Consider the following 13,151-nt stretch of genomic DNA (forward strand, 5'->3'; position numbering starts at 1 on the left):
CTCGATCGGGCCTTCGGGCAAAGCCAGAAATGGATCGGCGTCGTCGATCGCACGAATCATTCGATACAGGCCGGTCAACCCTTATCAAAATTGGCCGTCCCCCCCGACTTCAGTCGTGGGGATATAAGGCGTGAATCTGCTTGACGTCTGAACAGACACTTCGCATTCTTGAATCGTCCTTTCGAGGACCGCTCTTTGACAACTCAAAGTTGCCGGTTGCCGGGAGAACATCCTTCCCGGCGTAAAACTTTGAAGCGACAGAAAGCGTCTGGGGTGGCGAGAACCAAGTCATCCCCATCTCGACGCTGTCGGAAACGTCGAGAGACGTCTTCGTCAGATACGTACTGTGGGGCACACAGGAACGGGGGGCTTCGGCCTCCAAACGCTCAGGGAGTGGGTGTAAGACCTTCTTATTGAAGGCGGTCCACGTTGAACTGAGAATCCCCCGCCGTCAGGCGTGGGGAGTGTCAACCTGAAGCAGACCGTCGCCGGGAAACCCAGACAGAGAATTCCTGTGAGGCTGCTGCTCGACGGCCGCCCCGATTGAGGCGAAGGCACCGACTCACGATCGCCGACTTCCTTTCGCCTCGGCCCGCGCCGTCAGGGGGTCGTCGGGCCAGGAATGCTTCGGGTAGCGGGCCCGGAGGTCCTTGCGGACCTGAAAGTAAGCGGTCGCCCAAAAGCTGCTGAGGTCTTCGGTCACCTGCACCGGGCGGTAATTCGGCCCGAGCAAATGCAGGAGAACGGCGACCCGCTTCCTGGCGACGCGCGGAGTTTCGGTCCAGCCGAAGAGTTCCTGGAGGCGCACGGCCAAGACCGGCGGTCGGCCCGGCTCGTAGGTCAGGCGGATCCGATTGCCGCTCGGGACGACGAGGGCTTCGGGAGCAAGCTCGTCGAGCGACTGACTCTGGGCGTAGGTGAGCCGACCCTTGAGTAATGGAAGGAGTTGGCCCCGTTTCAGCTCGTCGACCGAGCGCTTGCCGGCACACGCTTCGGCGAGGATCTCGGCCAGAACCCCATCATCGATGACGGGGGCATCAAGGTCGGGCAGCGTCTGCCTGAGAAATTCGAGGCGGGCCAGCCAAGCGGCGGCCGGTTCATCTTCCTGGAAGAATGCCGCCGCACGCGGTTGAAGAAACTCGGCAAGCGCTCGCGACGCCTCCGCCGGAGCGACGGGGGCGTTGCGGTCCTCACGCAGGGGGAGGCCGCGATAGGAGAGCGTGTTCACTCCGACCGGCTTCTGTCGTTCCTCGTCGAACCGAACCACACGCTCGCGGCGAACGGCGTCGGGGAACAATTCCTCGAGCCAGTCAAGCGAGAGAGCGCTTGCGAGCCGGACTCGGGCCTCGCTCGTCCCACCGCGGCGGTCCTCGCGCGGGTCGAGCGCGACAAAAAACTCCGCGTCCCGCACGACCGACTCGGGCGCCAGCCTGACCCCCCGACCGCCGACCATGACACCGGTCACTTCACTCCCTCGGCGGCGTACCACCCGATCGGGATAGGCGAGGGCGACCCAACGCAGCATCAGTTCTTCATCAGGTTCCTCGTTCCACGATTCGCGAGCGCCGGGAAGTCGCCGGCTGGTCCGCACCAGGTCATCGCGAATCTGAGCGACTCGGCGTGCCGCTCCGGGATCCAAGCCGCGGTCGCGCAGCCCCGGGGAGAACCGCGCTTGCTCGGCCTGAGCCAGGAGATCGAGGCGAACGAGGAGATCGGACGAACCGCGACCGGAGACCCGAGGGCCCGCGGCGCCGGGCTGGAACGAGAGAATATCCTTTTCGGAGAGCAAGGCCGCCAGTGCCGCCCCCTGGCGAACGAAGCCGTCAAAGGCGGCGGCGATCAGCAGGCGACCGAGTCGCGGGTGGACGGGGAGCTCAAGCATCTGCCGGCCGAGCGGTGTGATCCGGCCCAAGGCGTCGCGGGCACCGAGCCAGGTGAGCAGGTCTTCGGCCGCACTGAGGCGTTGTTCGGTGGGCGGGTCATACCAGCCGAAGCCACGAGGATCGGCCTGCCCCCAGGCGTGGAGCACGAGTGCGGTCCCGCACAGGTCGACCCGGTGGATTTCGGGGAGGTCGGCCTCAGCGAGACCACGATGCTCGCGCTCGGACCAGAGTCTCAGGCAACGCCCGGGGGATGTCCGCCCCGCACGCCCCGCCCGTTGGGTCGCCGACGCCCGGCTGATCCGCCCTAGTTCGAGCCGGTCGAGCCCGCGCTGGGGATCGACGCTGGCGAATCGGGCCAGGCCACAATCGATGACCGTCCGCACGCCGTCGATGGTCAGCGAGGTCTCGGCGATGTTGGTTGCGAGGACCAACTTGCGGCGCTCGCTCGGGCAGAGAGGCCGCCGTTGCTCCTCCGTCGAGAGCCCGCCGTGGAGCGGCAGAACCAGCAGGCCTTGCTGCGCAGCCAACGGGCCGAGCCGGGCCCCTGCCCTGCGGATTTCCTCCGCCCCGGGAAGAAAGACGAGGATGTCGCCCTGATCGTCGCCCGCCGCCAACGCCTCCTCCACGGCCGCAACGACGGCCTCGGCGGATGATGGGCGGACCGTCGGGCGATAACTGACCTCGACCGGGAAGGTCCGGCCCTCCACATGCATCACCGGAGAGTCGGCCAGGAAACGCGAGACCGGCTCGGCATCCATCGTGGCGGACATGACCACGATCACCAGGTCGTCACGGACCGTGTCGCGGATTTCACGGAGCAAGGCCAGGGCCAGATCGGTGTGGAGGCTCCGCTCGTGGAACTCGTCGAGCACCACCGCGCCGATCCCTTCGAGGAACGGATCGGCGATCAGCCGACGGTTGAGAATTCCCTCGGTCAGGACGCGAATCCGTGTCCTCGGTCCGTACTTCCGTTCGAACCGGATCTGATAACCCACTTCCTCGCCCAGCGTCCATCCGTTCTCGGCGGCGATCCGATCGGCGGCGGCCCGAGCTGCGACCCGCCTTGGCTGGAGCAAAACGAGCGCGGGATGCTCGGGCGACAAGACCCCCGCCTTGACGAGCGCGACCGGTACCCGTGTGGTCTTGCCCGCACCCGGCGGCGCCACGAGGACAAGGCTCCGACGCTCCCGCGTGCGCGCGACGATTTCGGCAAGATGAGCGTCGATTGGAAGGGGAGTCATAGCTTCGGGAGGAGTGGCTCCGGACATTGGGTGAGTCGATCATACCAGCAGAGCGACCCAGGCTGATAGACCGATCGCAACAAGCCACCCCGACCACGTACCGAAGGATCAGGCGGTCCCGCCAGCCTCAGTCGTGCACACGAATGGGCTCAAGCTTCGAGGCGATTGCCGGGCAGATCGCATCGGCCAAATGCGACCTATCACATCGGCGGCATATCACAACATCTTCATCTACCGGTTTTGATTCCGATTTCGACATCGTTGCCAAGTGAAAAAACGCCAGCCCGATCAAGACCAAGTGAACGCAAGGGTCGGCTATCCAACTCAAAAGCGACTTCATCACGGACCTCCGTTTATTGACCGCTCGACCCGCCGATCGGCGAGTGAGGTCAATAAGCACGAGGCGACCAAGGTGCAAATCTCGTACCAATATGAATCCGACCGATGAGCCGGGGCAATGCCGCGTCGTCACCTCGCCATAGGACGTGCCGATCGCGGCGACACGCATTCGCCATCCTGCATGTCGGCAAGGGATTTCCCACGGGGTGGGCGCGAAGTGTCGTCGGATCGGTTGCGCAAGCGGAATGGTGGCGCGGTGCGGCGGAATCGGCCCCTGGCCAGCGTCATAATCCACGGTCCCTTGGTGCGGGACGTGGATTTCATGGCTGTTTCGGCCCGTTTCGGAGCTGTCCGCGGTGAAGCCATCACAGGCTCCCGCATCGGCGCTTCCGAGACGACTTCGGCTCGGAAACGCCCCAACCATGACGGCCTTCGTCGGACGCCTTGAGGACGAGAGTGAGAGTGAGAGAGGGAGAGGGACAAGACGAAGGCGGCTCCGAAAGCCGCCTCGCAAGAGAACGGGCAGGCGTCTTGATTACGCCTGAGTCCCTGATCCGCCCTGGTTCTTATGCACCTTGGAGGTCAGGTTCTTCCGCATCGTGGCTCTCAGTTGAGCTTGTCCGAGTTGCCGTTGAGCCGTGAGGTTTCCCGATTGATGGCTCGGCCGTGCGGTCGGAGTATCGACGGGAACGATCCGACCATTGACATTCTTGAAGAAGGTGCCGGTCGGCGGGGTGGTGTGATGATGCTTCCGAGGCGCGTGGCCCCGGCCAGCGAACATGACGGCGGTCGTCGCCGTCGGCCTGAACTTGACGTGCCCCTCGCGGCCAATCAGGACGTTCGGGCCAGCGCCTCCCTTGAGGGTGTTGGCCCCGAACCAGCCATGTTCACGCGTGAAGCCCGATCCGGCCTGGAGGACGTTGACGCCGCCGTGACCGCCGTCGAGGGTCACACGCATGAACGAGTCAACGCTCGGGTCGATCGTGATCCGATCGCTCGCCTTGGAGCCATAGACGACGATGCGGTCGAGGTCGTTGACCAGGGGTTGGGTCTGGTCGATCACTCCGTTGATCGTGACCTGGATCTTGTCATTGGCCGCGTTGGTCGCGTCGTTGATCTGCGTGACCGAGATGACGTTGGTCCCGCCGTCGGTCCGAGGCGCGGGGGTGACCACCAGAACGTTACCGATCTGCCGCACCGTACCGGTGGCCGCTTGGGTGATCGTGAGGTTCACGGTCGCCGCCGGGCTAGTCAGATCCGTGGTCCCCGTGCCGTGGTCGGTCACCGTGTACTGGAGGGTATCCGTTCCCTCGAAGTTGGGTGCGGCCGTGTAGACGAACGTTCCCTTGGTGGCGTCGAACTGAGAGATCGCGCCATGCGTGGGCTGCGAGACCAGACTGTAGGTCAGGCCGGTCGAGGTCGACGGGTTGGCGCTGACCCCCTTGAGTTGGACGGTCGTTGGGCTCGCGGCGGCCACCGTCTGCGTGACCGGCAAGGCGATCGGCGTCAGTGCGACCGGCGTGGCCCCGCTCACGTTCAGAATGATCTGATGGTAGCTGAAGTTGGATGGGCTATCGATCGTCTCGCTCGACGAACCACGATTGGTCTGGTCGCGGACGCCGACCAGCATGTTGATCGGTCCATTGAAGCCTTGCACGGGCGTGACCGTGACAATGCCGGTATTCTGATCAACGGTCGCGGTGGCCTGGGTCGCCGGAATGTCCGTGAAGGTCGCGACCCCTGTCGAAGTCGACACGCCCCCCTTGACGATGTAGGTCAGCTTGTCGCCTTCAGGATCGACGGCGGGAATCTTGAAGATATTCTTCTGATTCTCCGCGACGGTCTGGGTGTAAACGACCGCCGGTTGCGCCGCGGTGCCCGGAGTGGTCGTCACGACTTGGGTCGGGAACGGCAACTGCTGGATGAAGGCACGTGAATTCTGCGTAGGGGCAGCCACGGTGACCTTGAACGTCTGGGTTGCTGTCGTGTGGGTCGCCGGATCGGTGGCGGTCACCGTGATCACCGAGGTCTCGCCGGCCTTCGCCTTGGTGGTATCCACATGGATCACACCGTTGGGATTCTCGGTGGTCAGGGCCGCGCTATTGATCAGGATCGGGCTATCAGGGGTGGTGCCGTCGGTCCCGCCGACCGCCACCTTGGTCAAGTCGTCGACCGTGCTGAAGCCCGAGACCACCTGGCCGAAGACCGTGTGCTTGAAGTTGAGGAATTGCGGAACACCGGTGGTCATGAAGAACTGGGTATCGTTGGTATCCGGCCCGGAGTTGGCCATGGCGAGTTGATACTTATTCGAGAAGCTCAACTGCTGAACAAACTCGTCGACAAAGGGGTTGCCCGCAATCCCGCTGAAGCCCGACCCGGTCCCGCTCAGCGAGCCCCCTTGGATGATGAAGTCATTGGCCGTGGGGAAGCCGGAAGCCACTCGGTGAAAATTCTTACCCGTATAAAAGGGCGGGTTCATCTGGACAAATGACTCGATCTTGCCGGCCGTCAAGGGAGTCAAGTCATCAAAGAGTTGATAAGTGATCGGTCGGTTACTGATGAGAACATCATTGGGATCGCCGGCGGCCTTCTCGTGCGTCACGGTGAGGGTCAAGAACTTGCCGACCGCAACACTCGCCGGAATGTCGGGATTACTCGACGTGACGGTGAAACTCTGCGACGCGGCGCCGCTGGCGCTGCCGTCGAGAGGGACCTGGGAGCCAAGGTTGGCCGACACCGAGATATCCGGGAGCGGAGCCAGCGAGGCCGCGAGCAGTTGGCGCTCTTCCAACGATTCGAGCTGTGGACGATGCCTCCGGCCGACCTGGCGGGTTTCCCCATCACGGGTTTCTCGGCTCCCCAGAAACGATCCGCCCCAAGTCCGGTCAAACATCCGGCACCTCCCTGCGCCTCGATCGAACTGCCCGAGCCGGACGCGCACGCCCAGCGCACTTCTCATTGATGCCTGTCTTCCTTTATTCGGACGTAACGATTGCCCGGCTTGAACCGAAAAGTCCAGAATCACCGGACGCACCCAAGGAACGGGGCAGTGGCTCGACCCGCCTGAACCTCGACGCCTGAAACGCAAAAGGCGGCGAGCTGATCGAAATCAGCTCGCCGCCCTGGGTTTACAACCGCATTCAGAATCGATTCGACAACGACGTCAGGGATTCGCTTTCCGGAGCGAGAAGCCCGTCACGCTGAAGCCGTCTTCCTCTTGGACACCGTAGCTACCCCCTTGGGAGAGGTACTTGGCGAAGATCGAGAAGTCAGGAAGCTTGTCCTTGTCGATCAACTTGCCAATGTTCCCGAGGTCGGGGCCGCCCGCCACCGCAGAGCCTTGCAGGGCTTTCTCGAACTGGCCGCTCTTGACCATGTCGTAGGAAAGACGAGCCTGCTCCTCGGGGCGAACGAAGGAGAGGGTGCTCGCCTTCTCGGGAATCTCCTTGGCGACGGCCTGGTAGTCCGGGCTATCGGCCAGGGAGGGTCCGCCACCGCGGAGGACCAACTCGAGCAGGGTCGGCTCGCTCGAGACGAACACCGTGTTCTTGGCGACCGCGACGCTGATCGGCCCCTTGAACTGGCGAGCGTTGCCGAGGTTCGCGTTGTTGGGAACGTCGGGGATCTCAAAGTCGTAGATCGTCGTGCCCTGGAACTCACGCTTCTTGGGCGCACCGCCGGCAATGCCGATCAGCTTGTTGAGCGTGCTTTGGAAGGCCTTGGCGTCCTCGAGGGCGACCCCCAGGACCATCCGCTGGTTGTCTTCCTTGATCGGCTTCTTGAAGTCGCTGATCAGGGTGATCCGGTCGCCGAGCGGACCGAAGATGTCGTTCTGGAACTTCAAGGGCTCGCCCCCGTTGGGGCCCACGAGCTGCTGCTCGAGCACCTGGAGCATCCCGGGCTGGATCATGTTCACCACGTCGTTGATCGCGGTGTAGGCGTTATCGAGGTCCCAGCTCCAGGTCTGGTAGCTGGCGACGGTGGCCGGAACCCAGCTCTCGGGGCGGAGGTTCACGCGCGGCAACGAGAAGATCTTGAGCAGACCTTGCGGGGCGCCCGGGGCGTAAACGTAGGTCTTGGTCAGGCTGTCGAAGTTCCCTTTGTTGAGCGTGAAGCTGCCCGCCGCGGCCTTCAGGCCGTTGAGACCGGTCATCTGGATGATGGCCTCGACCTGCTGCGTCTGGGCGGCGTTGCCCTTGTTCTGGGCCGCGGCTCCCTGTGCCGCCAGCTTGATGACCTTGGCGAGGTCGACGAACCAGGAAACCTGGGCGTCCGCCCCGATCTTCTTCTGGGTCTGGGCGTAGGAGTCCACGCTCTCGAGCGAGTTGGTTCGGCCTTCGGCATTGGCCAACAGGTCCTTCGTCGCATCGACGTCGCTGCCGATGATGAAGACGGTCCCTTGGTTGGTCCAAACGACGGGAGGCTCGGGCCGATCGTCCTTGGCGTCATCCTTCGGCTTGTCCTTGGACGGCGGCGGCTGGATCACATGCAGCGTCGCCCCCTTGAACGTCTCGGTGGCAACCTTGGAGCCGGCCTGCTCACTCTGCTGGGTCGCCTTGGCCAACACTTCGTTCAACTTCGAGGTGTTCTTGCCGGCGTCAGCCGTGATCAGGATCGCGACGGGAAGCTTGGGATCCTCGCGCCGAACGACGGCGATCGAGACCGGCCCCTGGGGCAGCTGGAGCAGCTCCTGATACGTGACGCCGATCTTGGCTTTCAACGACTTGCCGGCCTCATTGAGCCGTTCCGCGAAATCCTCGCGCCACGACTTCAGGCCCGTGTCGTTCCAGAGCTGGCCGAACTGGCTCTGCTTGAACGACTCGCGTAAGGCGGTGGCGTCGTTAACCTTCAAGAAGGCGATCGTCGAATCCGGGTAGACCTTTTCCGGGGGCGTCGCGGCCCGGCTCTGGGCCGCCACGAGCGACAGACCAGCCAGGCCGACCCAGCCGGCCAGGGCGAGGCGGAAAGCCGCCCGCTTCGGGGTATGCATTGCTGAAAACTCCGTTTCCACTCGAACTCCACCCCCCGGCGCACCGGCGGAGGGACCTTGCCACGCCAATCCCCCCACCTCTCCCATCACTAGGCGAGTTGGGGCACGTTGTTTCGCAGTCAGACCAGGACGACGAGCCGAAGTCGCGGGATCCAATGCCTTCCCCCGGCTCCTCGGTTTTATCCTCTCACGGAACCTCGGAACGTTCGGGCGCTCCAGTCGCCGAGACCTTCTCCTGGGCAGAAACCTCGAGCGCCCGCGGCGGATCGCCCACGCGAAGCCGGCGCGGCGGGTCGAGGTAGCGATAACCGGTATTCGGATTCTCTTTATCAAACGAGAACGCGTCGCGGTTTCGGAGAAAGTCCTTCACGTAATAAATTGGGATCGCGAAACCGAGGTTGTCACCCTGCGTCGCTTTCATGTTGGTGACGCCGATCACCTCGCCCCGCAAGTTGAACAGCGGCCCCCCCGAATTACCGGGGTTGATGGCCGCGTCGGTCTGAAGATAGATCTGACCCTCGAAATTCCGGTTCCGCGTGCTCACAATCCCTTGGGACACACTCCGCTCCAGACCGAGCGGGTTGCCCACCGCGAACACGCCATCCCCGGCATTCAGGTCGTCCAGACTACCCAGCACCACGTGACTAAGTTTCAAATCCTTCTGGGCCGGCAGTTTCAAAAGCGCCAGATCCACGAACGGATTCAAGGCCACGATCTCGACGTTCTCAATCCGCCGCCGGGCCAATCCGCTCGCCACATTCTGGTAGAGCACCGCCGAGATCCGGGTTTCCCCGTGAATCACGTGATGATTCGTGACCGCATATCCATCATCATTGATGATGAACCCTGAGCCTTTGCCCGAGGGAGTCTCGATCGAGACGACGGCCTCGCCAAACTTCGCCACCAGTTCCTTGACCGGTGCGGGGCGAAGCGGCCCCAACGTGAAGAAACCGCTCGCTTCGGTCTCGGGCTCGTGAGCCAAAAGTGTCGCGGGGTCCGCGGCGCCGGGCTTCCCCCGCCGGACCACCTGATCGCGGGGAATCCGCAGGATATCAAATCCGAGGTCGACGTAGAGCGCGTTGGGCTTCTCGGCAACCACCTCGCCGGTGACCTCGTGCCCGTCCTTCAACCCGATAACCTCGGCCGCTCCCCCGCGGTGCGCCCCACATGAGAATAACCCAACCAACACGGTGACGGCGACCGGCACGACCAAGCGCATCGTCCGAAGTCCCTTCATCAATAGGTAGGGCGCAGCCTCGATCCGGTTCTAAGCTCCGCCTCGATGCGGCCCCATTGTAAGAATCCGGGACGAGGATTCAACCCAAGAGCGACGAAGGATTTCGGCTCGAGGACCCGAATCCGCAACGGCCAATTCACCTAAACCGCTCAAGCTACGTGATCCCCCAAAAACCAGTGAGGTCGTCTTGACGGAACCGCCGGGCTCCTGTTAGGTTAAGATGACCTCAATGGATGATCCTCTCGCATTTTCGTCCTCTTCGTCGCCCATCAGCACAACCCACCGACGCTGGGGAGAATGGCCCGTGTCCACCGAACTGATTCGAGTGGTGTCGATTGCTTTGGCTGTCGTGGCGCTGGGCTTGTCTTCGGCCCGGGCACAGGATGATCAAGCAAAAGTCAAGCCCGAGGCACCCGTTCCTGCCGATCCGCCGCAAAAAGGCGATGAGGGTGCCAAGGAGGTCCTTGAGCAGCCTGCGCCCATCCCCGACTTCAAACTTCCGCCGTTACGCACGGTGCCGGTGCGCCGGGGTGCGCCCAGCTTTAACGTGCAGATGGTGGATGCCTCGCTCCTGCCACGCGACAAAGAGGGGATCTGGGTCCTCGATTTCGCGTTCAAACCGGTTCGGTTGATCACGACCGAAATTCCGGGCAAGGGGCGAAGACAGGTTCATTACCTGTATTACCGGGTGGTCAACCACTCCGGCAAGCCGCAGGTGTTCGTTCCGCAGTTCACCCTGGTGACCGATACCGGGAAACGGTACGAGGACACGGTCTTGCCCCAGGCGGTCCCAATTATCGAAGCCCGGGAAGACCCGTCCATCCCGTTGCTGGGCGCGGTCAACATCATGGGCACGATCCCGCCGAGCACGAAGGTCGGGATCGACGACGCCGTGTTTGGCACAGCCGTCTGGGAAGGCGTCGACCCCAAGGCCGACGGCTTCAAAATCTACGTCCGCGGTCTTTCGGACGGCTATCAGCTCCTCCCCGCGCCCGATGGCGGGAAACCGACCGTCCGGCACAAGACTCTGCGAATCGACTTCATCCGTCGCGGCGACGATCGCAATCTGAGCGAGCGGGAAATCCAGCTCCTCGAGCCACCCTACGAGTGGATCTACTGGTGACCTCGGGTCGCGGACGACTCGTCCCCTGATGAACGAGGATGAAGGCGTCCGCGACTGACTTCTTACTGGTAGCGAACCGGGTCGGTCAGCCCGAGCCCGGCAAAAGCCGCGAGCCGGAGTGAGCAGGCATCACAGCGTCCACAGGCGAGACCCTCAGGCGTGGGGTCATAGCAACTGTGCGTGAGTCCGAAATCGACCCCAAGCTCCCGACCTCGGGTAATGATCTGCTCCTTGGTCATGGTCAGCAACGGAGCGTGGATCACAAATCGGCCGGTCCCCTCGACCCCCGCGCGGGTCGCCAGGTTGGCGAGAGTCTCAAACGCCTTCAAAAAATCGGGGCGGCAGTCGGGGTAACCCGAGTAATCGACGCAATTCACGCCGATGAAGAGGTCGAACGCACCGAGCGCCTCGGCCCAGGCCAGGGCCAGGGATAAGAAAACCGTGTTGCGTGCGGGGACATAGGTGATCGGGATTCCCGAGGCCATATCCTCAGCCGGGCGGTCTTTGGGCACCGCGATCTCATCGGTCAGGGCGCTGGCCCCGAACGCGCGAAGGTCGATCGTCTGCTCGACGTAGCGAGTCACCCCAAGCGCCTTCGCGACCCGCCTGGCGGCGTCACGCTCCACCACGTGCCGTTGCCCATAGAGAATCGTCAGCGCATAGACCTCGAACCCGGCCGCCTTCGCCTCGGCAACCGCCGTCGCCGAATCCAGCCCTCCGCTCAGAAGAACGACTGCTTTTTTCGCCCCGACCGCCATGCTTGTCTCCTAAGTTGTGCGTCTCCCAGTCCACCATCCTGGAAGATTATCACCCGAGGGGCAAGCGCGATTCCGCAGCCAAGCGTTCAGGGCAGCATGAACCTTGCTCGAACTTCCCTTGCCGCCGTGCCGACTCTCCGGCTACAATCCCTCGTTTGGGCGGCGGAGTATTGAGTCGGGCTCAGTGGATCCGGCTCGTACCTCGAGCGTGACATGCCAAGAAACGAAGGAAAGTGACGCGATGGCTCACAAGAAGGGGCAGGGTTCCAGTCGTAACGGTCGCGACTCGAATCCGAAGATGCTCGGCATCAAGTTGTACGGTGGTCAGCTCGCCAAGCCCGGTAGCATCATCTGCCGCCAGATGGGCACCAAATGGCGCCCGGGGAAGAACGTCGGGGTCGGCCGCGACTGGACCATCTTCTCGCTGATCGACGGCAAGATCAAGTTTGACCAGGAGGGACGTCGGATCAATGTCGTCCCCCTCGCCACAGCCGCCGCTCAGAACTGAGCACGGCTTTCGTTTGCGACGGGAATAGCAATGTTTGTGGATCGGGTGACGATTTACGTTCGAGGCGGCGACGGCGGAAACGGCTGCGTGAGTTTCCGCCGTGAAAAATACGTGCCTCGGGGTGGCCCGAACGGTGGCGACGGAGGACATGGCGGCAGCGTCATCCTCCGCGCCGTTCAGGGGATAACCAACCTCGCCCACTTGTCGCACCAGCGGCATTGGAAGGCCGACCGTGGTGATCACGGCCAAGGCTCCGGTTGTACGGGTCGGTGCGCGGAGGACAAGGTGATCGAGGTGCCGCCGGGCACGATCATCAAGGACCGGGACCGCGGCCACCTGCTGCGCGACCTGAAAGAGGTCGGAGACTTCGTGGCCGTGGCCCAGGGAGGTCGAGGCGGATTCGGCAACGCGCACTACAAGTCGAGCACCAACCGCGCCCCGCGGCAGCATGAGGAAGGGCTACCGGGCGAGGAACGTTGGATCTCACTGGAACTGAAAGTCATCGCCGATATCGGCTTGGTCGGTCTCCCCAACGCGGGTAAGTCGACCCTGCTCTCGCGGATTTCGCGGGCCCATCCCGAAATCGCCGACTACCCGTTCACGACCAAGTATCCCAACCTCGGAATGGTCCAGGCCGGCCCCGACCACGGTTTCGTCGTGGCCGACATCCCAGGGCTGATCGAAGGCGCCCACGAAGGCCACGGACTCGGGCACGAGTTCCTTCGGCATGTCGAGCGGACCCGCCTCCTCGTTCACCTCGTGGACGTCGCTCCCAGTGACGGCTCCGACCCGATCGCCAATTATCGGACCATCCGCCAGGAACTCGAGCGTTACAGCCCTGAGTTGGCGAATCGACCGGAGATTCTGGTCGTGACCAAGATGGACCTGACAGGGGCGGAGGAGTCGCGAGTCCGGTTCGCCGAAGCGATTGGCCGTGACGTCCTTTCAATCTCGGCCGTGACCGGGCAGGGAATTCCGGCCCTGATCCACCACCTCGTCGACCGCCTGGATGAAATCCCCGAACCGGCTGACGCTCCGCTTGAGACGGCAGACCAGAACCAGGACGGATAAG

The 13,151-nt window shown here is 63.2% G+C and carries 8 protein-coding genes; 3 read left to right on the plus strand and 5 right to left on the minus strand.

Annotated features, from left to right (window positions below; genetic code table 11):
- Positions 1-562 precede the first annotated feature (562 nt).
- From hrpB to BUS42_RS12680, 4 genes are all read right to left on the minus strand, one after another.
- Positions 563-3,151 (minus strand): ATP-dependent helicase HrpB, encoded by a 2,589-nt coding sequence (gene hrpB / locus BUS42_RS12660; protein ID WP_315850725.1) that lies wholly within the window; start codon positions 3,149-3,151, stop codon positions 563-565.
- An 847-nt stretch (positions 3,152-3,998) separates the two neighbouring features.
- Positions 3,999-6,356 carry a peptidylprolyl isomerase gene (locus BUS42_RS12670; protein ID WP_074307223.1) on the minus strand — a complete coding sequence of 786 codons (2,358 nt, stop codon included), beginning with the start codon at positions 6,354-6,356 and terminating at the stop codon, positions 3,999-4,001.
- 270 nt (positions 6,357-6,626) lie between these two features.
- Complete coding sequence (locus tag BUS42_RS12675; protein ID WP_074307224.1) at positions 6,627-8,453, minus strand: hypothetical protein; 1,827 nt, start codon at positions 8,451-8,453, stop codon at positions 6,627-6,629.
- 187 nt (positions 8,454-8,640) lie between these two features.
- Positions 8,641-9,672 (minus strand): S1C family serine protease, encoded by a 1,032-nt coding sequence (locus BUS42_RS12680; RefSeq protein ID WP_254053468.1) that lies wholly within the window; start codon positions 9,670-9,672, stop codon positions 8,641-8,643.
- Positions 9,673-9,994: 322 nt separating this feature from the next.
- Here BUS42_RS12680 and BUS42_RS12685 point away from each other — a divergent pair, with 322 nt between their 5' ends.
- Complete coding sequence (locus BUS42_RS12685) at positions 9,995-10,813, plus strand: hypothetical protein (protein ID WP_074307225.1); 819 nt, start codon at positions 9,995-9,997, stop codon at positions 10,811-10,813.
- Between the two features lie 62 nt (positions 10,814-10,875).
- Here the strand turns inward: BUS42_RS12685 and queC are convergent, their stop codons facing one another.
- Positions 10,876-11,571 (minus strand): 7-cyano-7-deazaguanine synthase QueC, encoded by a 696-nt coding sequence (queC, locus tag BUS42_RS12690; RefSeq protein ID WP_074307226.1) that lies wholly within the window; start codon positions 11,569-11,571, stop codon positions 10,876-10,878.
- Between the two features lie 241 nt (positions 11,572-11,812).
- On the opposite strand from queC, the gene rpmA reads away from it, so the two are divergent.
- Positions 11,813-12,079 (plus strand): 50S ribosomal protein L27, encoded by a 267-nt coding sequence (gene rpmA / locus BUS42_RS12695; RefSeq protein ID WP_015249678.1) that lies wholly within the window; start codon positions 11,813-11,815, stop codon positions 12,077-12,079.
- 30 nt (positions 12,080-12,109) lie between these two features.
- Positions 12,110-13,150, plus strand: coding sequence for a GTPase ObgE (obgE, locus tag BUS42_RS12700; protein ID WP_074307227.1), 1,041 nt, complete (start codon positions 12,110-12,112; stop codon positions 13,148-13,150).
- Position 13,151: the final 1 nt, after the last annotated feature.

The sequence above is a fragment of the Singulisphaera sp. GP187 genome, from assembly GCF_900129635.1.
Lineage (GTDB): Bacteria > Planctomycetota > Planctomycetia > Isosphaerales > Isosphaeraceae > Singulisphaera.